Origin of the sequence: Tepidibacillus decaturensis (assembly GCF_001561915.1) — a bacterium.
GTDB classification, from domain to species: Bacteria; Bacillota; Bacilli; order Tepidibacillales; family Tepidibacillaceae; genus Tepidibacillus_B; species Tepidibacillus_B infernus.
Genome location: NZ_LSKU01000001.1, coordinates 2,817,280 through 2,837,658 on the forward strand (window position 1 = coordinate 2,817,280; position 20,379 = coordinate 2,837,658).

A 20,379-nucleotide genomic window follows, 5' to 3' on the forward strand; every position below is an offset into this window, starting at 1 on the left:
TAGGTGGCGGGTAGTTCACAATCTACTTCAAATGCCTAAGGAGTTTTTTATGAGTGAGCACTATTATACCCAAAGTCCAAATGTTGCCCATGATGAAAGATGGTTTAAAGCTAATTTTTATAATAAAATCTTTACATTCAAAACAGACGCAGGGGTTTTCTCAAAACAAAGAGTTGATTTTGGCACTTCCTTATTAATAGAAACTGTCAAACTCTCAAATCATAAAAAAATATTAGATATGGGTTGTGGTTATGGACCAGTAGGAATTACGATTGCTTCGCTATTAGATCATGGTTATGTTCTTTTCGTAGATATTAATGAAAGAGCGATTAATCTCACAAAGGAAAATATTCGCCTAAACCAGTCATTAATCAATCAGCAGGTTTCATTAGAAGTCAAACATAGTAATGGTTTCGATCATATAGATGAAAAGAACTTCGATTTAATTATGTTAAATCCTCCAATAAGAGCAGGTAAATCCGTTGTATTTGAACTATTCGAGGGTGCCTTTAACCATTTACGTGAAGGTGGGGAGTTTTGGATCGTCATACAAAAAAAGCAGGGTGCACCTTCAGCCACCAACAAACTGAATACCTTATTTTCATCGGTAGAAATTGTAGCACGTAGTAAAGGATATTATATTATCAAGAATACGAAATAAATGAATTTCAAGGCTTGACTACATATTTCGTTTGTGGTAATATTACAAAATGCTAAGTTAGAAAATTTCTGTCAATCATCTTATACAATAATTTTTACATAGATGAGAATGGATTTATTAAAAAATGGAAAGAAATCAATAATATAATAAGTTGAATAAAAATGAGGTTATCTAACCCATTTTTCTTTTTGTTTGCATTTCAAAACACTGGTCTTAAGGGGTGAAAAGACTTGGCGGGTCATCTTGTACAGTTAGGCCGAAGACAACGTAGAAGTTATGCTAGAATCAAAGAGGTATTGGAGGTACCTAATCTTATTGAAGTCCAAAAAAAGTCTTATGATTGGTTTTTGGATGTCGGGCTAAGGGAGATGTTTAAAGATATCTCTCCTATTCAGGACTTTACAGGGAATTTAATTTTAGAGTTCTTCGATTATAGTTTAGGAGAACCCAAGTATTCTGTAGACGACTCCAAAGAGCGAGATGTAACTTATGCTGCACCACTAAGAGTAAAAGTGCGTTTGATTAACAAGGAAACTGGTGAAGTAAAAGAACAAGAAGTTTTTATGGGAGACTTCCCGCTAATGACGGACACCGGAACATTTATTATCAACGGAGCAGAGAGGGTTATTGTCAGTCAATTAGTTCGCTCCCCTAGTGTTTATTTTAGCACAAAAGTTGACAAAAACGGTAAAAAGGCTTTCACTTCCACTGTGATTCCTAACCGTGGTGCTTGGCTAGAATTAGAAACTGATGCTAAAGATGTGATTTATGTTCGAATTGATCGGACTAGAAAGCTACCAGTTACTGTACTTTTGCGGGCATTAGGATTTGGGACAGACGCTGAGATCATCGATTTGTTAGGTGATAATGAATATATAAGAAATACCTTAGACAAAGATAATACAGATTCCACTGAGAAAGCGTTAATTGAAATCTACGAGCGTCTACGCCCTGGAGAACCACCTACTGTTGAAAATGCAAAAAGTTTATTAGTTTCAAGATTCTTTGATCCAAAAAGATATGATTTGGCTGAAGTTGGCCGATATAAAGTAAATAAAAAGCTTCATATTAAAAACAGGTTATTTAATCAACGACTAGCTGAAACGCTTGTTGACCCAGAAACAGGGGAAATTATTGCAGAAGCTGGCCAAGTGATTGATCGAAGATTATTAGATAAAATTTTGCCTTTCCTTGAAAATGGTGTTAATTATATTGAATTAGAACCAAGGGGTGGAGTTGTAGAAGAAACCATTCCTTTACAATCGATCAATATTTTTTCACCAATAGAAGATGGTAAAGTAATCAAAGTAATCTCAAATCGCATCATTGACAAATCGATAAAACATATTACACCAGCAGATATTATAGCCTCTATAAGCTACTTTATTGATTTGTTATATGGGGTAGGGGATACAGATGATATTGACCATCTTGGTAATAGACGCTTACGTTCAGTAGGAGAATTATTACAAAACCAATTCCGAATTGGATTATCAAGAATGGAGAGAGTCGTTCGCGAAAGAATGTCGATTCAAGACGCGAATATGATTACCCCTCAAGCTCTTATTAATATAAGACCAGTGATAGCTGCGATTAAAGAGTTCTTTGGTAGTAGTCAGTTATCACAATTTATGGACCAAACTAATCCATTGGCAGAGTTAACACATAAAAGGCGTTTAAGTGCCTTAGGCCCTGGAGGTTTAACAAGAGAAAGGGCTGGGTTTGAAGTTCGTGACGTTCACCACTCACATTATGGCAGAATGTGTCCGATTGAAACGCCAGAGGGTCCTAACATTGGTTTAATCAACTCTTTATCAAGTTATGCAAGAGTAAATGAATATGGTTTTATTGAAACTCCTTATCGAAAAGTAGATCCTGAAACTCATCGCGTTACTGATCAAATTGTATATTTAACTGCAGATGAGGAAGATAACTATGTTGTTGCTCAAGCAAATGCGAAGTTAGATGATGAGGGTAACTTCCTAGAAGATGAAGTTGTTGCTAGATACAAAAATGAAAACCTGATTGTACCAAAAGAACGTGTAGACTTTATGGATGTATCTCCAAAACAGGTTGTTTCTGTGGCAACTGCAATGATTCCATTCTTGGAAAATGATGACTCAAACCGTGCCTTGATGGGTTCTAACATGCAGCGCCAAGCTGTTCCGTTATTAGTACCTGAAGCACCATTGGTCGGAACTGGAATGGAGCATAAGGCAGCCAAAGATTCTGGTGTTTGTATTGTTGCAAAGCAAGACGGTATTGTAGAGCGTGTAGATGCACGTGAAATATGGATTCGTGAACAAAAAGAGATTGATGGCAGGGTTATTAGTGGAGATATTGTAAAATATAAACTTCATAAATTCATGCGTTCTAACCAAGGAACATGTATTAATCAAAGGCCTATTGTTCGTAAAGGAGATGTAATAAAAGCTGGCGACATTATTGCCGATGGTCCTTCTACTGAAATGGGAGAAATTGCGCTTGGTAGGAATGTTGTAGTTGCCTTTATGACATGGGAAGGTTATAACTACGAGGATGCGATCCTTCTAAGTGAAAAACTAGTCAAAGAGGATGTTTACACCTCAATCCATATCGAAGAATACGAGTCAGAGGCAAGAGATACAAAACTTGGGCCTGAAGAAATCACTAGGGATATTCCCAATGTCGGTGAAGAAGCTTTAAAGAATTTAGACGAGCGTGGGATTATTCGAATTGGAGCTGAGGTACGACCTGGCGATATCCTAGTCGGAAAAGTAACTCCTAAAGGGGTAACAGAATTAACAGCTGAAGAGAGATTACTACATGCAATTTTTGGTGAAAAGGCGCGTGAAGTAAGAGACACCTCTTTAAGAGTGCCTCATGGACAAGATGGGATCATTGTCGACGTTAAAGTATTTACTCGAGAGAATGGAGACGAACTACCTCCAGGTGTAAATCAGTTGGTACGTGTCTATATCGCTCAAAAACGGAAAATTTCTCAAGGGGATAAAATGGCTGGACGACATGGTAATAAGGGGGTTATCGCCCGAGTACTACCTGAAGAAGATATGCCATTTTTACCAGACGGAAGACCTGTTGAGATTGTATTAAATCCATTAGGTGTTCCGTCAAGGATGAACATCGGGCAGGTATTAGAAGTCCACCTTGGTTGGGCTGCAAAAGCATTAGGGATTCATGTTGCGACACCGGTCTTTGATGGTGCAAGAGAAAATGATGTTTTTGATGCTCTTGAAGAAGCTGGATTCTCAAGGGACGGAAAGACGATTCTTTATGATGGTAGAACGGGAGAGCCGTTCGAAAGAACAGTAACCGTTGGTGTGATGTATATGATCAAATTAGCGCACATGGTTGATGATAAGATTCATGCTCGTTCAACTGGTCCATATTCTTTAGTTACACAACAGCCATTAGGTGGTAAAGCGCAATTTGGTGGACAACGTTTTGGTGAAATGGAAGTTTGGGCACTTGAAGCCTATGGAGCGGCCTATACACTACAAGAAATTCTAACCGTAAAATCAGATGATGTAGTTGGTCGTGTTAAAACTTATGAATCTATCGTAAAAGGGGAGAATGTTCCTGAACCAGGAGTTCCTGAATCCTTTAAAGTATTGATCAAAGAGCTACAAAGCTTAGGAATGGACGTGAAGATTCTTTCCGAAAACGAAGAAGAGATTGAAATGAAAGAACTTGATGATGAAGATGATCATCACACTGAAAAACTAACATTAAATCTTGAAGGAAATGAAGAATACGTCGACTAGAACGACTGGTTTGAATAATAAGGGAGGTATGCCCTTTGTTGGATGTGAACAATTTTGAATTTATGAAAATCGGTCTAGCTTCTCCTGAAAAAATCCGTTCTTGGTCTCATGGGGAAGTAAAGAAACCGGAAACGATTAACTATCGAACATTAAAGCCAGAAAAAGAAGGTTTATTCTGCGAAAAAATCTTTGGTCCTACAAAAGACTGGGAATGTCATTGTGGGAAATATAAACGAGTGCGATACAAAGGTGTTGTCTGCGACCGATGCGGAGTTGAAGTTACTCGTTCAAAAGTTCGTCGAGAGAGAATGGGGCATATTGAATTAGCAGCCCCAGTATCACATATTTGGTATTTTAAAGGAATCCCAAGCCGAATGGGCTTAGTACTTGATATGTCACCCCGAGCATTAGAAGAAGTTATATACTTTGCTTCTTATGTAGTTACAGACCCTGGAGAGACACCTCTAGAGAAAAAACAACTACTTTCTGAAAAAGAATACCGAACTTATCGAGAGAAATATGGCCCTTCCTTCCAAGCAGGAATGGGGGCTGAAGCGATTAAAAAGCTTCTTGAAGAGATCGACTTAGATAAAGAAGTTGATTTTCTGAAGGAAGAATTAAAAACGGCTCAAGGTCAAAAAAGAAATCGAATCATTAAAAGATTAGAAATTCTTGAGTCATTTAGAATATCTGGTAATGTTCCTTCTTGGATGGTATTAGATGTCTTACCGGTTATTCCTCCAGAATTACGTCCAATGGTACAGTTAGATGGAGGTCGTTTTGCTACATCAGATTTAAACGACTTGTATCGTCGAGTGATCAACCGAAATAACCGTTTAAAAAGACTACTAGATTTAGGAGCACCTGATATCATCGTTCAAAACGAAAAGAGAATGCTTCAAGAGGCAGTAGATGCTTTAATCGATAACGGTCGTAGGGGAAGACCTGTTACAGGTCCTGGGAATCGTCCTTTAAAATCTTTGAGTCATATGCTTAAAGGTAAACAAGGTCGCTTCCGTCAAAATCTTTTAGGTAAGAGGGTAGACTACTCAGGACGTTCAGTTATCGTTGTTGGACCAAACCTTAAAATGTATCAATGTGGTTTGCCAAAAGAAATGGCGCTTGAACTCTTTAAACCCTTTGTGATGAAAGAACTTGTTAGCAAAGGCATCGCACATAACATTAAAAGTGCGAAGAGAAAAGTGGAACGAGTTAGCCCTGAGGTATGGGACGTTTTAGAAGAAGTTATTAAAGAGCATCCTGTATTACTGAACCGTGCCCCTACTTTACACAGGTTAGGAATTCAAGCATTTGAACCTACATTGGTTGAAGGGCGCGCAATTAAGTTGCATCCTTTGGTCTGTACTGCTTATAACGCTGACTTTGATGGGGATCAAATGGCTGTTCACGTCCCTCTTTCTGCTGAAGCACAAGCAGAAGCAAGATTACTAATGCTAGCAGCAAATAACATACTGAACCCGAAAGATGGAAAACCTGTTGTTACCCCTTCTCAGGATATGGTACTAGGTTGTTATTATCTAACTATTGAGACAGAAGGTGACAAAGGGGAAGGAATGATCTTTCATAGTCCAGATGAGGCTATTGCAGCTTACCAAAATGGATATGCGACACTTCAGGCAAGGGTTGCAATACCTGTAAAAGCGTTAAAGAAAACGTCGTTTACTGAGAAACAACAAAAGGCACTCCTTGTCACTACAATAGGGAAAATTATTTTTAATGAAATTTTCCCGCCAGAATTTCCTTATATCAATGCACCTACAAAAGAAAATTTAATTGAAGGTACTCCTGACGATTACTTTATCTATGATAAAGGGGTTAATATACGCGAATTTATTAAAAACATACCAAACCGTGGTGCAGTGAAAAAAGGTTATCTAGGTTCAATCATTGCCGAAGTATTTAGACGTTTTCATACAACACAAACCTCGATTATCCTTGATAGAATAAAGGAACTTGGATTCACCTATTCTACAAAAGCAGGTATTACTATTGCAGTATCAGATGTTATCGTACCAAAAGAAAAAGATCAGATTCTGCGCGACGCAGAAGAGAAGGTTCAAAATGTAATTAAACAATATCGTCGTGGTTTAATTACAGAAGATGAGCGGTATGATCGTGTTATTTCGATATGGAGTAAAGCCAAGGATGATTTAACAGAGGTTCTAATGGATTCTTTAGACCGTTCTAACTCCATTTATATGATGGCGAATTCAGGTGCACGTGGTAACGTTTCACAGATTACTCAGCTAGCAGGTATGCGTGGACTTATGGCGGCACCATCAGGTCGAATTATCGAATTACCGATTAAATCGAATTTCCGTGAAGGACTAACTGTGTTAGAGTACTTTATCTCAACACACGGTGCTAGAAAGGGTCTAGCGGATACAGCTTTACGTACTGCTGACTCAGGTTATTTAACCCGTCGTTTGGTTGACGTCGCACAAGACGTGATCGTACGTGAAGAAGATTGCGGAACGGATAAGGGATTATTTGTAAAGAATATCGAAGATGGAAACGAAGTGATCGAAAACCTTTACGATCGAATTGTAGGTAGATATTCACTTGAAACCATTCGTCATCCAGAAACTGATGAAGTCATTGTTCAACGAAATGAATTGATTGATGAGGAAAAAGCAGAAAAAATTACAGCTGCCAAAATCAGAGGCCTATCTATTCGTTCAGTACTAAGTTGTAGAACAAGACATGGTGTATGTAAAAAATGTTATGGACGAAACCTTGCGACTGGTAAAATAGTCGAAATTGGGGAAGCAGTAGGAACAATTGCAGCCCAATCGATCGGTGAACCAGGTACTCAGTTGACCATGAGAACCTTCCATACTGGAGGGGTTGCTGGAGACGATATTACACAAGGTCTACCACGTATTCAAGAATTATTTGAAGCACGGAATCCAAAAGGGCAAGCAGTTATTACCGAAATAGATGGTATCGTAACAGATATTCGAGACGGGAAAGACCGTCGTGAAATAGAAGTTACTGGTGAAACAGAAGTAAAAGTTTATGCTGTACCATTTGGATCTAGAATTAAAGTTTCAGTCAATTCTCAAGTTGATGCTGGAGATGAATTAACTGAGGGTTCTGTTGATCCAAAAGAAATGCTAAGGGTTAAAGGCTTACGAGGGGTTCAAAACTATATTTTACAAGAAGTTCAAAGAGTATATCGTTTACAAGGTGTAGAAATCAACGATAAACACATTGAAATCATGGTAAGACAAATGCTACGTAAAGTACGGGTAATTGAGAATGGTGGAACAGATCTACTTCCAGGATCAATGGTAGATGTTCATGAATATGAAGAAGCAAACAAGCATGCCTTTATGAATGGAAAAGACCCAGCTATTGCAAGGCCAGTCTTACTTGGAATCACAAAAGCCTCCCTTGAAACAGATTCATTTTTATCTGCTGCATCTTTCCAAGAAACGACACGTGTGCTAACTGAAGCAGCAATTAAAGGAAAGATCGATAAGCTATTAGGTCTTAAGGAGAATGTGATTATCGGTAAACTAATCCCAGCAGGAACGGGATTATCTAAATATCGAAACATTCGTATCAAAAAAGCAGAGCCTTTAGTTGTTGAGGAACCAGAAGTAGTAAAAATTGAATCATAAAAAGAATTGACATTTTAAGTTGATGGTGATAATATTTTTAAGTGTGCGTAAATCCTGTACTTTGGAGGATGTAAAAATGTCTTATGAAAAAGTAAAACAGGCAAAGCACTTATCTATAGGACTGAAACAAACACTAAAAGCCATTGAGCAAAATCTTGCTCAAGAGATCATAATTGCGAAGGATGCCGATAAACGTCTAACTTCGAAGGTGATTCAGTTTGGTGCTGAAAAAAACCTCATCGTCACATATGTTGATTCAATGAAGCAACTAGGTAAAGCCTCTGGAATTGAAGTAGGGGCTGCAGCTGTTGCTATTTTGAAAGATTAAAGTTGCAAGATAAACATCAAGTTGCTTATGTGACTTTGATGTTTGTCATGCAATTTATTTTGAGGTTTTTTGAACCGCCTGGATCTGTGGGCTTAAATATGCGGAAGGAGGTGGCAGTATGCCAACAATTAACCAACTCGTTCGTAAGGGAAGAGAGAAAAAGGTTGTTAAATCAAAATCTCCAGCTTTGCAAAAAGGTTATAATAGCTTTAAAAAAGAGCAAACAAATCAAAACTCCCCTCAAAAACGTGGAGTATGTACTCGTGTGGGTACAATGACGCCTAAAAAACCAAACTCTGCTCTTCGTAAATATGCGCGTGTGCGTTTATCAAACGGGATCGAGGTAACGGCATATATTCCTGGTATCGGTCATAACTTGCAAGAGCATAGTGTTGTTCTTGTTCGTGGTGGACGTGTTAAGGACTTACCTGGGGTTCGTTATCATATCGTTCGTGGCGCTTTAGATACCGCTGGTGTTCAAAATCGTCTACAAGGCCGTTCTAAATATGGTACAAAGCGTCCAAAAGAGAAGAAATAATGTATTGATGGTATAAATAACGAAGAAAAAGGAGGGAGACGGAATGCCACGTAAAGGTCCTGTACCTCGTAGAGATGTATTGCCTGATCCAATTTATAATAGTAAATTAGTAACTCGTCTAATTAACCGTATGATGGTTGATGGTAAAAAAAGTGTAGCCCAAAACATCTTATATAGTGCATTTGACATTGTAAGAGATCGTACTGGTAAAGATCCTATGGAAGTGTTTGATCAAGCATTAAAAAATATTATGCCTGTTCTTGAAGTTAAAGCACGCCGTGTTGGTGGCGCGAACTACCAAGTTCCAGTTGAAGTTAAACCAGAACGTCGCACAACATTAGGGTTACGTTGGCTAGTAAACTATTCACGCCTTCGTGGAGAAAAGACCATGGAAGAGCGTTTGGCTGCTGAAATTTTAGATGCAGCAAACAACACTGGTGCTTCTGTGAAGAAACGTGAAGATACTCATAAAATGGCTGAAGCAAATAAAGCTTTTGCGCACTATCGTTGGTAATCTAACAAAACGAACTAGAAAGGAGAAAATAATATGGCAAGAGAATTCTCCTTACAAAATACTCGTAATATTGGGATCATGGCTCATATTGATGCGGGTAAAACTACAACAACTGAGCGTATTCTTTACTATACCGGTCGTACCCATAAAATCGGAGAAGTGCATGAAGGCGCTGCAACGATGGACTGGATGGAACAAGAACAAGAACGCGGCATCACCATTACTTCTGCTGCTACAACTGCTCAGTGGAAAGGTCACCGAATCAATATTATTGATACCCCAGGACACGTAGACTTTACAGTAGAAGTTGAACGTTCTTTACGCGTATTGGATGGAGCTGTAACAGTACTTGATGCAAAAAGCGGTGTTGAACCCCAAACTGAAACCGTTTGGAGACAAGCTACGACTTATGGAGTACCACGTATTGTCTATGTAAACAAAATGGATATACTTGGTGCAGATTACCTAAAGTCAGTACAAACGATTCATGACCGTTTACAAGCAAAGGCTGTTCCAATTCAATTACCGATTGGGGCAGAAGATCAATTTCAAGGTATTATCGACTTGATTGATATGGTTGCCTATTATTATTTAGATGATCTAGGCACACGTTCAGAACAGCGTGAAATTCCAGCAGAATACAAGGAATTAGCTGAAGAATGGAGAACAAAGTTAATCGAATCTGTTGCAGAGCTTGATGAAGATTTGATGATGAAGTATCTTGAAGGAGAAGAATTCACAAAAGAAGAGATTAAAGCTGGTCTTCGTAAGGGAACAATCAATGTAGAGATTTTCCCTGTACTATGTGGTTCTTCATATAAAAACAAAGGTGTTCAGCTTATGCTTGATGCTGTCGTTGATTACCTACCATCTCCACTTGATATTCCAGCGATTAAGGGACACTTGGAAGATGAAACCGAGGCTGAGAGACATGCAGATGATAGTGAACCATTTTCTGCATTAGCATTCAAAATCATGACTGACCCTTATGTTGGTAAACTTACTTTCTTCCGTGTATACTCTGGTACGCTAAACTCTGGTTCCTATGTATTAAACTCTACAAAAGGGAAACGCGAACGTATCGGTCGTATCCTGCAAATGCATGCAAACCATAGAGAAGAGATCAGTACCGTTTATGCCGGGGATATCGCTGCAGCTGTCGGTCTTAAAGATACGACAACTGGTGATACGCTCTGTGATGAAAAATCTCCAATCATTTTGGAATCAATGGTATTCCCAGAACCAGTTATTCGTCTTTCTGTGGAACCAAAAACAAAAGCTGACCAAGATAAAATGGGTCTAGCTTTAGCTAAATTAGCAGAAGAAGATCCAACATTTAAGACTCATACAGATGAAGAAACTGGACAAACCATTATTGCTGGTATGGGTGAATTGCATCTAGATATCATCGTAGACCGTTTACGTCGAGAGTTTAAAGTTGAAGCAAATGTAGGTGCTCCTCAAGTGGCATACAAAGAAACCATTCGTAAACCTGCGAAGGTTGAAGGTAAATTTGTTCGTCAATCTGGTGGTCGCGGACAATATGGTCACGTCTGGATTGAATTTGAACCACTTGAACCAGGCCAAGGTTTTATTTTTGAAAATAAAATCGTTGGTGGGGTCGTTCCTAAAGAATATATCCCTGCGGTTCAGGCTGGTATTGAGGAGTCCATGCAAAATGGTATGCTAGCAGGTTATCCTGTTATAGATCTAAAAGCAACCATTGTTGACGGATCTTACCATGATGTTGACTCTTCTGAAATGGCATTTAAGATTGCTGGTTCTATGGCATTAAAAGCTGCAAAATCAAAATGTGATCCTGTTCTTCTAGAACCTGTAATGAAAGTTGAAGTTACTGTTCCAGAAGAATATATGGGCGATGTAATGGGTGATCTCAACTCCCGTCGTGGTCGTATTGAAGGAATGGAAGCTGCTTCAGGAGCCCAAAATATTCGTGCAATGGTTCCATTAGCAGAGATGTTTGGTTATGCAACTGCACTTCGTTCACGTACTCAAGGTCGTGGTAATTATTCCATGCACTTTGACCATTATGAAGAAGTTCCAAAGAGCATTGCTGAGACTGTCATTGCTAAAAATAAGGGTGAATAATTTCTTGTATTAAAACCACATAGAATTTTACCTGCAGATTTTTCTGCGGGTACCTTTCTTTAAATAAATATATACTTAAGGAGGATTATTAAAATGGCAAAAGCAAAATTTGAACGTACTAAACCACACGTTAACATTGGTACGATTGGACACGTTGACCATGGTAAAACTACTCTAACAGCTGCAATTACTACTGTATTATCTAAAACAGGTGGTGCGCAAGCTACTGCTTATGATCAAATCGACAAAGCTCCAGAAGAGCGCGAACGCGGTATCACTATCTCAACTGCACACGTTGAGTATGAAACTGCAAATCGTCACTATGCACACGTTGACTGCCCTGGACACGCTGACTATGTTAAAAACATGATCACTGGTGCTGCACAAATGGACGGAGCCATCCTAGTAGTTTCTGCTGCTGATGGTCCAATGCCACAAACCCGTGAACACATTCTTCTTTCTCGTCAAGTAGGTGTACCATACATCGTTGTATTCATGAACAAAGTTGACATGGTAGACGACGAAGAACTATTAGAATTAGTTGAAATGGAAATTCGTGATCTTCTATCTGAATATGAATTCCCAGGCGACGACATTCCAGTTGTTAAAGGTTCTGCATTAAAAGCATTAGAAAATCCAGACAGTGAATGGGCTAATGCAATTCATGAATTAATGGCTGCAGTTGACGAATATGTTCCAACTCCAGAGCGTGATACTGACAAACCTTTCTTAATGCCTGTTGAGGATGTATTCTCCATTACAGGTCGTGGTACTGTTGCAACAGGTCGTGTTGAGCGTGGTACTGTTAAAGTTCAAGATGAAGTTGAAATCGTTGGTATTCATGAAGAGACTAAAAAGTCTGTTGTTACTGGGGTAGAAATGTTCCGCAAGCTTCTAGACCAAGCACAAGCTGGTGACAATATCGGTGCTTTATTACGCGGTGTTGATCGTAAAGAGATCGAGCGTGGACAAGTATTAGCAAAGCCAGGTTCTGTTAAACCTCATACTACATTCAAAGCAGAAGTTTATATCTTAACAAAAGAAGAAGGTGGACGTCACACTCCATTCTTTAATGGATACCGTCCTCAATTCTATTTCCGTACAACTGACGTAACTGGTGTTATCAAATTACCAGAAGGTACAGAAATGGTTATGCCTGGAGATAACATTACTATGGATGTTGAACTAATTGCTCCTATCGCTATTGAAGAAGGTACACGCTTCGCTATTCGTGAAGGTGGACGTACTGTTGGTGCTGGAGTTGTAGCTTCTATTTCTAAGTAATAACATCTTAAAATAAAAGGGCCTCAATTGAGGCTCTTTTTTTCTGAGGTGGGGGATATAAAATGAATTCTGATAAACCCAGCCAAATAAAATTAGCCATTGCTTTATTCATAGGAATCATCGCCGTCTCTTCATCCGCAATATTAGTAAAACAAACAACAGCTCCCTCTTCAATCATTGCTACTTATCGGATGATGTTTACTGTTTTTATTATGATCATTCCAACGTTTTTTTTCATTTTCAAGAGATGAAGAAGTTGCAGAAGAAAGATTACCTATACTCTTTTTTATCAGGACTTTTTCTGGCATTTCACTTTATTACATGGTTTGAATCACTAAAGTATACTTCTATTGCAAGCTCAGTCGTATTGGTTACGATGTCACCCATCTTCTCAATGATCGGAGAATCTATATTTTTTAAAAAGAGATATCCCTTACTTTCTATATTAGGTAGCCTTGTTTCAATTATCGGAGGCATTTTGATCGGCCTTGGAGATTTTCGTATCAGCGGAAAAGCACTTTTGGGTGATCTACTTGCATTGTTAGGTGCACTTATGGTGACAGTTTATTGGCTGTTTGGGCAAAAAGTAAGAACAAGATTAACATTACTTCCCTACACATTATTAGTCTATGGTTCTTCAACGATCATTTTGGTGATTTACTCGCTTTCTTTTCACTATTCATTTACTCAATACGAAAAAACAGACTGGATCGTTTTCATTGCCTTAGCTGTGATACCCAATATCCTAGGTCATACGTTATTTAATTGGGCAATTAAATATACGAATGCTACAACGATTTCAATGGTATTGTTAGGGGAACCAATCGGCGCCTCAATTCTAGCAGCCTTGATATACAAAGAAGCACCCACCCTAATACAGATCATTGGTGGATTGATTATCCTCCTTGGTCTATATGTTTTTCAACGTTATCAAATCGTTCAAAATAATTAATTGAAAATAAAACTTGCATAATTAGACTCTTTTTTATATAATATTTATCGTTGGTCAAAGGACTGCGATGAGGTAGAAGGTTGCTGACACACCCGGCCCCTTTGCCATGGATGTGAGCAGGAAATTTCTACTGAGAAACTGTCCGTTAATAAAATGGGCGAGAAGGAGGGAATTTAAATGGCAAAACAAAAAATTAGAATTCGTTTGAAAGCATACGATCATAGAATTCTTGATCAATCCGCTGAGAAAATTGTTGAAACTGCAAAACGTTCTGGGGCAAGTGTATCTGGACCAATTCCTTTACCAACAGAAAAATCAGTTTACACAATCCTTAGAGCAGTTCACAAATATAAAGATTCTCGTGAGCAATTTGAAATGCGCACACACAAGCGTTTGATCGATATTCTAAATCCAACACCTCAAACAGTTGATTCATTAATGAGATTGGATTTACCATCTGGTGTAGATATCGAAATCAAATTATAATGAGAAAATGTGTTGAAATAGATATAGGAGGTGGCAAATATGGCCAAAGGAATCTTAGGGAAAAAACTAGGAATGACACAAGTTTTTACTCCTGAAGGCAATGTAGTACCAGTTACTGTAGTGCAAGCAGGCCCTTGTGTTGTTCTTCAAAAAAAAGACCTTGCAAATGACGGTTATGAAGCTGTTCAATTAGGTTTCGATGATCAAAAGGAATTCCGTGCAAATAAACCAGAGCTAGGTCATGCAAAAAAAGCTGGCACAGCACCTAAGCGCTTCATAAAAGAAATCCGTGGCATGTCTATGGATGTCGCTGTAGGACAAGAAATCAAGGCTGACTTATTTGCTGAAGGTGAGATGGTTGACGTAACAGGAACAACAAAAGGTAAAGGTTTTGCTGGTTCCATTAAAAGACACAATCAATCTCGTGGACCAATGGCGCACGGATCACGTTATCACAGACGCCCAGGTTCTATGGGAGCAATTGCTCCAAACCGAGTATTGAAAGGAAAACCATTGCCAGGACGTATGGGTACAGACCAAGTAACAATTCAGAACCTTGAAATTGTAAAAGTGGATACAGATCGTAACGTTATCCTTGTAAAAGGTTCTATTCCTGGTCCAAAAAATAGTTATGTTGTCATTAAAGAAACAGTAAAAAATGCAGGTAAGTAAGTTGTTGTAGGAAAGGAGGATTCGCTATGCCAAAAGTAGCTCTATATAATGTAAATGGTGCTCAAATAGGAGAAATCGAGTTATCTGACGCTGTCTTTGGAATAAAACCTAATGAGTCAGTACTACATGATGCTGTTGTCATGCAACAAGCGTCTTTACGTCAGGGAACTCACAAAGTTAAAGGTCGTTCTGAAGTGCGTGGTGGTGGTCGTAAGCCATGGCGTCAAAAAGGGACAGGACGTGCACGCCAAGGAAGTATTCGTGCTCCACAATGGGTTGGTGGTGGTACAGTTTTTGGTCCAACACCAAGAAGTTATGCGTACAAACTTCCTAAAAAAGTTCGCCGTTTAGCGTTAAAATCAGCACTTTCCAGTAAAGTTTTAGATAGTCAAATCATCGTATTGGATGAAATTGTATTATCTGCACCAAAGACAAAGGAAATGGCTGGCATCTTAAATAATTTAAAAGTAGATCGTAAAGCATTAATCGTTGATAAAGATTACAATGATGTTTTGGCATTATCAACACGTAATATTCCAGGGGTTAAATTCGTATCTGCTGAAGGTGTCAATGTTGTTGATATCTTAAAACATGATAAGTTGATCATGACGAAAGAGGCAGTGGCGAAAGTAGAGGAGGTGCTTGCGTAATGAAAAATCCTCGCGATATCATTAAGCGCCCAGTTGTTACTGAAAGAACAAGTGATTTAATGGCAGAAAATAAATATGTATTTGAAGTAGATATGCGTTCAAACAAGACAGAGATCAAATCTGCGATCGAAAGTATTTTTGGAGTTAAAGTTGCTAAAGTAAACACCATTAAAATGCCTGCAAAACCTAAACGCTATGGTCGTTTTAGTGGATATACATCTGCTTGGAAGAAAGCAGTTGTTACATTAAAAGAAGATAGCAAACCAATCGAAATTTTTGAAGTTTAATTCATCAGTGAAGGAGGGAAAACACAATGGCAATCAAAAAATATAAACCAACTTCAGCTGGCCGTCGCGGAATGTCAGTGTTAACTTTTGAAGAAATCACCACAGACAAACCAGAAAAATCCTTGCTAGCGCCTTTAAACAAGAATGCTGGACGTAATAATCAAGGGAAAATTACTGTACGTCATCAAGGTGGCGGTCATAAACGTAAATATCGTATCATTGATTTTAAACGTAACAAAGATAATGTGATTGGACGCGTAGCGACGATTGAATACGATCCAAACCGCTCAGCAAATATTGCTTTAATCAATTATGCTGACGGTGAAAAAAGATATATTCTTGCACCTTTAGGATTAAAGGTTGGCGATCAAATTGAATCTGGTCCAAATGCAGATATTAAAATTGGGAATGCACTTCCACTTGAAAACATCCCAGTAGGTACAGTCATTCATAATATTGAGCTAAAGCCTGGAAAAGGTGGACAATTAGCTCGTGCTGCTGGTGCTGAAGCACAATTACTAGGTAAAGATGGAGACTACGCAATCATTCGCCTTGGCTCTGGCGAGGTGCGCATGATTCGTAAAGAATGCCGTGCAACTGTTGGTCAAGTAGGTAACTTAGATCATGAAAACGTAACGATCGGTAAAGCTGGACGTTCACGCTGGTTAGGTAAAAGACCTACTGTTCGTGGGGTTGTTATGAATCCTAACGATCACCCACACGGTGGTGGAGAAGGTAAAGCTCCTATCGGACGTAAATCACCTGTATCTCCTTGGGGTAAACCAACATTGGGTTACAAAACTCGTAAGAAAAATAAAGCATCTGATAAATATATTGTACGTCGTCGTAAGAAGTAATATGTCAATTGCCACTATTCTTCATCTCGAAGGGAGGTTTATGTATGGGGCGTAGTTTAAAAAAAGGACCTTTTGTAGATGATCATCTAATGAAAAAGGTCGTTGAAATGAACGAAAAAAATGAAAAGAAAGTGATCAAAACTTGGTCTCGTCGTTCTACTATTTTCCCTGATTTTGTTGGACACACAATTGCCGTGTATGATGGAAGGAAACATGTACCAGTCTATGTGACTGAGGATATGGTTGGTCATAAGTTAGGTGAATTTGCACCTACACGTACTTTCAAAGGACATGCTGGCGATGATAAGAAAACCAAGCGCTAATTGAGTTGAGAGGAGGTTTACGTTCATGCAAGCAAAAGCTGTAGCCAGATACGTGCGGATTGCTCCTCGCAAGGTAAGTCTTGTATTAGATCTTATTCGGGGCAAAAAAGTTGGAGAAGCAATTGCAATTCTTCGCCATACGCCAAAAGCAGCTTCTCCAGTTATTGAAAAAGTGTTAAACTCTGCGATTGCGAATGCAGAGCATAATTATAATATGAATGTTGAAGAACTAGTGGTTAGTGAAGCATATGCAAATCAAGGTCCTACCTTGAAACGTTTTCGTCCAAGAGCTATGGGACGTGCAAGTCGTATCAATAAGCGTACGAGTCATATCACTGTTGTATTAACGGAAAAAAAGGAGGGATAAAGCGTGGGTCAAAAGGTTAATCCAAATGGACTTCGTGTAGGAATTATACGCGACTGGGATTCAAAATGGTATGCAGGTAAAGATTATGCTGATCTTTTACTTGAAGATATCAAAATTCGTGAATTCTTAAAGAAACGCCTTTATGATGCTGCAGTTCCTCAAATTGAAATTGAAAGAGCTGCAAATCGTTTGAATATTACCATTCATACTGCAAAACCTGGTATGGTTATTGGTAAAGGTGGAGCAGAAGTAGAAGTTCTTCGTCAACAGTTAAGCAAGATGACTGGTAAAAAGGTTCATATCAATATTAGTGAAGTTAAAAACGCAGACGTCAATGCAACATTAGTTGCTGAAAATATTGCACAACAATTAGAGCGTCGTATTTCTTTCCGCCGCGCTATGAAACAAGCGATTCAACGTACAATGCGTGCCGGCGCTAAAGGAATTAAGACTCAAGTAAGTGGACGTTTAGGTGGGGCTGAAATTGCTCGTAGTGAAGGTTATAGTGAGGGAACTGTTCCTCTTCATACACTTCGTGCAGATATTGACTACGGTACTGCAGAGGCACATACAACCTATGGACGTCTAGGAGTAAAAGTTTGGATTTATCGCGGAGATGTTCTTCCTGTTGCGAAGAATAGAGAAACAAAGGAAGGAGGCAGATAATTATGTTGATGCCAAAACGTGTAAAACATCGTAAAGAACATCGTGGAAAAATGCGTGGTCGCGCTAAAGGCGGCACAGAGATAGCTTTCGGTGAATACGGATTACAGGCATTAGAACCAGCATGGGTAACGAATCGTCAAATTGAAGCAGCTCGTATTGCAATGACACGTTATATTAAGCGTGGCGGTAAAGTATGGATTAAGATTTTCCCTTCAAAACCAGTTACTCAAAAACCGCTTGAAGTTCGTATGGGTAGTGGTAAAGGTTCTCCAGAAAAATGGGTAGCGGTTGTAAAACCTGGTAAAGTTATGTTTGAATTAGCTGGTGTCTCTGAAGAAGTAGCACGTGAAGCTATGCGTCTGGCATCCCATAAGCTGCCAATTAAGACTAAGTTTATTAAGCGTGAAGAAGTGGGTGGTGACGCAAATGAAAGCTAATGAGTTAAGAAATATGACCACTGCTGAAATAGAACAAAAAATCAATTCTTTAAAAGAAGAATTATTCAACCTCCGATTTCAATTGGCAACAGGTCAATTAGAAACTCCAACGCGCATTTCAGAAGTGCGCAAAGCGATCGCACGTGCGAAAACTGTTTTGCGTGAAAGAGAATTAGGGATCAGTAAATAATCCTGAAAGGAGGTTATCAAATGTCAGAGCGTAATCAACGTAAAGTACAAATAGGTAAAGTTGTTAGTGACAAAATGGATAAAACCATCGTCGTTGCTGTTGAAACTTATAAAAAGCATTCATTATACGGAAAACGTATTAAATACACCAAAAAATTTAAAGCTCATGATGAAAACAATCAAGCGAAAATTGGCGATATTGTTAAAATTATGGAAACAAGACCATTATCCAAAGATAAGCGTTGGAGATTAGTTGAGGTTGTTGAAGAAGCTGTAATTATCTAATAAACTGTATATTTACTCATGTTCCGGAAGGAGGGACTATTCAATGATTCAACCACAAACGTTATTACAAGTAGCAGATAACTCCGGTGCTAAAAAACTAATGGCTATCAAAGTATTAGGTGGTTCTCATCGTAAATTTGCTAATATTGGTGACGTTATTGTTTGTTCGGTAAAAGAAGCGACACCAGGAGGCGTTGTCAAGAAAGGTGACGTAGTTAAGGCGGTTATTGTTCGTTCTACTCGTGGTGTTCGTCGTAATGATGGATCTTATATCCGATTTGATGAGAATGCGGCTGTTATTGTCAAAGATGATAAAAGTCCTCGTGGAACTCGTATTTTTGGTCCAGTAGCACGTGAGCTGCGTGAAAAGGACTTTATGAAAATTATTTCTCTAGCTCCAGAGGTTATCTAAATATCCTAAGGGAATTGTTTTAAAAGGAGGTGCTTTTATGAAATCCTCAAAAAATAAACTTCATGTTAAAAAAGGCGATACAGTTATTGTTATTAGTGGTAAGGATAAGGGTAAAAAAGGTCGTATTTTAGAAGCTTTTCCAAAAGAAGGACGTGTACTTGTTGAAGGTGTAAATATTGTTAAGAAACATACACGCCCATCTCAAGCAAACCCAAATGGCGGCTTTGTATCTCAAGAAGCTCCAATTCATTCTTCAAATGTGATGTTAGTTGACCCTAAAACCGGTGAAGTAACAAGAGTTGGGCATAAAATTTTAGCTAATGGTAAAAAAGTGCGTATTGCTAAAAAGTCTGGCGAAGAGTTAGATAAGTAGTCAGGTGAAGAAGGGAGGCAAAAACAATGGCAGCAAGATTACAAGAAAAATATAGTAAAGAAGTTGTTCCTGCATTGATGCAAAAATTCAACTACGCTTCTGTGATGCAGGTACCACGTGTAGAGAAAGTAGTAATCAATATGGGTGTTGGTGATGCCGTTCAAAACCCAAAGGTTTTAGATAGTGCTGTTGCTGACTTAGAGTTAATCTCTGGTCAAAAACCTGTTGTAACTCGTGCAAAAAAATCTATTGCTGGATTTAAATTACGTGAAGGGATGCCTATTGGTGTAAAAGTAACTCTTCGCGGTGAACGTATGTACCATTTTATCGACAAGTTATTTAATGTGTCATTACCACGTGTGCGTGACTTCCGTGGAGTATCCAATAAAGCTTTTGACGGTCGTGGGAACTATACATTAGGTTTAAAAGAACAATTGGTTTTCCCGGAAATTGAATATGATAAGATCGATAAAATTCGTGGAATGGATATTGTATTTGTTACAACTGCAAATACTGATGAAGAAGCTCATGAGTTATTAAATCAGTTAGGAATGCCTTTTGCAAAATAAGTGATCTTA

Annotated in this window: 24 protein-coding genes; all 24 read left to right on the top strand. The window is 38.6% G+C overall.

Annotation, left to right across the window (positions count from 1 at the left end; genetic code table 11):
* The first annotated feature begins 49 nt into the window (after nt 1-49).
* The 24 genes from U473_RS13245 (at nt 50) to rplE (ending at nt 20,370) form a co-directional block, all read left to right on the top strand.
* The gene (locus U473_RS13245) at nt 50-661 is read left to right on the top strand and encodes a class I SAM-dependent methyltransferase (protein WP_068727183.1); all 612 of its coding nucleotides are present in this window, start codon (nt 50-52) and stop codon (nt 659-661) included.
* Between the two features lie 230 nt (nt 662-891).
* The gene (gene rpoB, locus U473_RS13250) at nt 892-4,425 is read left to right on the top strand and encodes a DNA-directed RNA polymerase subunit beta (protein ID WP_068727185.1); all 3,534 of its coding nucleotides are present in this window, start codon (nt 892-894) and stop codon (nt 4,423-4,425) included.
* A 35-nt stretch (nt 4,426-4,460) separates the two neighbouring features.
* Nucleotides 4,461-8,072 (top strand): DNA-directed RNA polymerase subunit beta', encoded by a 3,612-nt coding sequence (gene rpoC, locus U473_RS13255; protein ID WP_068727188.1) that lies wholly within the window; start codon nt 4,461-4,463, stop codon nt 8,070-8,072.
* 76 nt (nt 8,073-8,148) lie between these two features.
* Nucleotides 8,149-8,400: a 50S ribosomal protein L7ae-like protein gene (locus U473_RS13260; protein WP_068727190.1), complete on the top strand. Its 252-nt coding sequence runs from the start codon at nt 8,149-8,151 to the stop codon at nt 8,398-8,400.
* Nucleotides 8,401-8,518: 118 nt separating this feature from the next.
* On the top strand, nt 8,519-8,938 hold the full coding sequence (gene rpsL / locus U473_RS13265) for a 30S ribosomal protein S12 (protein WP_068727192.1): 420 nt from the start codon (nt 8,519-8,521) through the stop codon (nt 8,936-8,938).
* A 43-nt stretch (nt 8,939-8,981) separates the two neighbouring features.
* On the top strand, nt 8,982-9,452 hold the full coding sequence (rpsG, locus tag U473_RS13270; protein WP_068727195.1) for a 30S ribosomal protein S7: 471 nt from the start codon (nt 8,982-8,984) through the stop codon (nt 9,450-9,452).
* A gap of 33 nt (nt 9,453-9,485) precedes the next feature.
* The gene (fusA, locus tag U473_RS13275; RefSeq protein ID WP_068727197.1) at nt 9,486-11,561 is read left to right on the top strand and encodes an elongation factor G; all 2,076 of its coding nucleotides are present in this window, start codon (nt 9,486-9,488) and stop codon (nt 11,559-11,561) included.
* Between the two features lie 93 nt (nt 11,562-11,654).
* A complete protein-coding gene (gene tuf, locus U473_RS13280; protein ID WP_068727200.1) occupies nt 11,655-12,845 on the top strand; it encodes an elongation factor Tu in 1,191 nt (396 codons plus the stop codon).
* 62 nt (nt 12,846-12,907) lie between these two features.
* Complete coding sequence (locus tag U473_RS15555) at nt 12,908-13,096, top strand: hypothetical protein (protein ID WP_321164173.1); 189 nt, start codon at nt 12,908-12,910, stop codon at nt 13,094-13,096.
* 5 nt (nt 13,097-13,101) lie between these two features.
* On the top strand, nt 13,102-13,797 hold the full coding sequence (locus U473_RS13285; protein ID WP_321164174.1) for a DMT family transporter: 696 nt from the start codon (nt 13,102-13,104) through the stop codon (nt 13,795-13,797).
* 177 nt (nt 13,798-13,974) lie between these two features.
* Nucleotides 13,975-14,283 (top strand): 30S ribosomal protein S10, encoded by a 309-nt coding sequence (gene rpsJ, locus U473_RS13290; protein WP_068727202.1) that lies wholly within the window; start codon nt 13,975-13,977, stop codon nt 14,281-14,283.
* Between the two features lie 39 nt (nt 14,284-14,322).
* Nucleotides 14,323-14,955 (top strand): 50S ribosomal protein L3, encoded by a 633-nt coding sequence (gene rplC / locus U473_RS13295; RefSeq protein WP_068727203.1) that lies wholly within the window; start codon nt 14,323-14,325, stop codon nt 14,953-14,955.
* A 26-nt stretch (nt 14,956-14,981) separates the two neighbouring features.
* Nucleotides 14,982-15,605: a 50S ribosomal protein L4 gene (gene rplD / locus U473_RS13300; protein ID WP_068727204.1), complete on the top strand. Its 624-nt coding sequence runs from the start codon at nt 14,982-14,984 to the stop codon at nt 15,603-15,605.
* Nucleotides 15,605-15,892: a 50S ribosomal protein L23 gene (gene rplW / locus U473_RS13305; protein WP_068727206.1), complete on the top strand. Its 288-nt coding sequence runs from the start codon at nt 15,605-15,607 to the stop codon at nt 15,890-15,892. Before rplD ends, rplW begins: the two co-directional genes overlap by 1 nt.
* 26 nt (nt 15,893-15,918) lie before the next feature.
* On the top strand, nt 15,919-16,749 hold the full coding sequence (gene rplB / locus U473_RS13310) for a 50S ribosomal protein L2 (RefSeq protein ID WP_068727209.1): 831 nt from the start codon (nt 15,919-15,921) through the stop codon (nt 16,747-16,749).
* 44 nt (nt 16,750-16,793) lie between these two features.
* Nucleotides 16,794-17,072 carry a 30S ribosomal protein S19 gene (rpsS, locus tag U473_RS13315; protein WP_068727211.1) on the top strand — a complete coding sequence of 93 codons (279 nt, stop codon included), beginning with the start codon at nt 16,794-16,796 and terminating at the stop codon, nt 17,070-17,072.
* A gap of 25 nt (nt 17,073-17,097) precedes the next feature.
* On the top strand, nt 17,098-17,439 hold the full coding sequence (gene rplV / locus U473_RS13320; RefSeq protein ID WP_068727213.1) for a 50S ribosomal protein L22: 342 nt from the start codon (nt 17,098-17,100) through the stop codon (nt 17,437-17,439).
* A 3-nt stretch (nt 17,440-17,442) separates the two neighbouring features.
* Nucleotides 17,443-18,105 (top strand): 30S ribosomal protein S3, encoded by a 663-nt coding sequence (gene rpsC, locus U473_RS13325; RefSeq protein WP_068727216.1) that lies wholly within the window; start codon nt 17,443-17,445, stop codon nt 18,103-18,105.
* Between the two features lie 2 nt (nt 18,106-18,107).
* Entirely contained in the window at nt 18,108-18,542 is a 435-nt protein-coding gene (rplP, locus tag U473_RS13330; RefSeq protein ID WP_068727218.1) for a 50S ribosomal protein L16, read from the top strand.
* On the top strand, nt 18,532-18,732 hold the full coding sequence (gene rpmC, locus U473_RS13335; protein ID WP_068727220.1) for a 50S ribosomal protein L29: 201 nt from the start codon (nt 18,532-18,534) through the stop codon (nt 18,730-18,732). Before rplP ends, rpmC begins: the two co-directional genes overlap by 11 nt.
* A 20-nt stretch (nt 18,733-18,752) precedes the next feature.
* Nucleotides 18,753-19,016, top strand: coding sequence for a 30S ribosomal protein S17 (gene rpsQ / locus U473_RS13340; RefSeq protein WP_068727222.1), 264 nt, complete (start codon nt 18,753-18,755; stop codon nt 19,014-19,016).
* A 43-nt stretch (nt 19,017-19,059) separates the two neighbouring features.
* Nucleotides 19,060-19,428, top strand: coding sequence for a 50S ribosomal protein L14 (rplN, locus tag U473_RS13345; protein WP_068727225.1), 369 nt, complete (start codon nt 19,060-19,062; stop codon nt 19,426-19,428).
* Nucleotides 19,429-19,465: 37 nt separating this feature from the next.
* Nucleotides 19,466-19,801, top strand: coding sequence for a 50S ribosomal protein L24 (gene rplX / locus U473_RS13350; RefSeq protein ID WP_068727227.1), 336 nt, complete (start codon nt 19,466-19,468; stop codon nt 19,799-19,801).
* 26 nt (nt 19,802-19,827) lie between these two features.
* Entirely contained in the window at nt 19,828-20,370 is a 543-nt protein-coding gene (rplE, locus tag U473_RS13355; RefSeq protein ID WP_068727230.1) for a 50S ribosomal protein L5, read from the top strand.
* The last annotated feature ends 9 nt before the right edge of the window (nt 20,371-20,379 follow it).

Excerpts from the sequence above, each read along its gene's own strand:
- U473_RS13245 (WP_068727183.1), top strand. The coding sequence starts at position 50 with ATGAGTGAGCACTATTATACCCAAAGTCCAAATGTTGCCCATGATGAA.
- U473_RS13260 (WP_068727190.1), top strand. The coding sequence starts at position 8,149 with ATGTCTTATGAAAAAGTAAAACAGGCAAAGCACTTATCTATAGGACTG.
- rpsL (WP_068727192.1), top strand. The coding sequence starts at position 8,519 with ATGCCAACAATTAACCAACTCGTTCGTAAGGGAAGAGAGAAAAAGGTT.
- rpsG (WP_068727195.1), top strand. The coding sequence starts at position 8,982 with ATGCCACGTAAAGGTCCTGTACCTCGTAGAGATGTATTGCCTGATCCA.
- fusA (WP_068727197.1), top strand. The coding sequence starts at position 9,486 with ATGGCAAGAGAATTCTCCTTACAAAATACTCGTAATATTGGGATCATG.
- tuf (WP_068727200.1), top strand. The coding sequence starts at position 11,655 with ATGGCAAAAGCAAAATTTGAACGTACTAAACCACACGTTAACATTGGT.
- U473_RS15555 (WP_321164173.1), top strand. The coding sequence starts at position 12,908 with ATGAATTCTGATAAACCCAGCCAAATAAAATTAGCCATTGCTTTATTC.
- rpsJ (WP_068727202.1), top strand. The coding sequence starts at position 13,975 with ATGGCAAAACAAAAAATTAGAATTCGTTTGAAAGCATACGATCATAGA.
- rplC (WP_068727203.1), top strand. The coding sequence starts at position 14,323 with ATGGCCAAAGGAATCTTAGGGAAAAAACTAGGAATGACACAAGTTTTT.
- rplD (WP_068727204.1), top strand. The coding sequence starts at position 14,982 with ATGCCAAAAGTAGCTCTATATAATGTAAATGGTGCTCAAATAGGAGAA.
- rplW (WP_068727206.1), top strand. The coding sequence starts at position 15,605 with ATGAAAAATCCTCGCGATATCATTAAGCGCCCAGTTGTTACTGAAAGA.
- rplB (WP_068727209.1), top strand. The coding sequence starts at position 15,919 with ATGGCAATCAAAAAATATAAACCAACTTCAGCTGGCCGTCGCGGAATG.
- rpsS (WP_068727211.1), top strand. The coding sequence starts at position 16,794 with ATGGGGCGTAGTTTAAAAAAAGGACCTTTTGTAGATGATCATCTAATG.
- rplV (WP_068727213.1), top strand. The coding sequence starts at position 17,098 with ATGCAAGCAAAAGCTGTAGCCAGATACGTGCGGATTGCTCCTCGCAAG.
- rplP (WP_068727218.1), top strand. The coding sequence starts at position 18,108 with ATGTTGATGCCAAAACGTGTAAAACATCGTAAAGAACATCGTGGAAAA.
- rpmC (WP_068727220.1), top strand. The coding sequence starts at position 18,532 with ATGAAAGCTAATGAGTTAAGAAATATGACCACTGCTGAAATAGAACAA.
- rpsQ (WP_068727222.1), top strand. The coding sequence starts at position 18,753 with ATGTCAGAGCGTAATCAACGTAAAGTACAAATAGGTAAAGTTGTTAGT.
- rplN (WP_068727225.1), top strand. The coding sequence starts at position 19,060 with ATGATTCAACCACAAACGTTATTACAAGTAGCAGATAACTCCGGTGCT.
- rplX (WP_068727227.1), top strand. The coding sequence starts at position 19,466 with ATGAAATCCTCAAAAAATAAACTTCATGTTAAAAAAGGCGATACAGTT.
- rplE (WP_068727230.1), top strand. The coding sequence starts at position 19,828 with ATGGCAGCAAGATTACAAGAAAAATATAGTAAAGAAGTTGTTCCTGCA.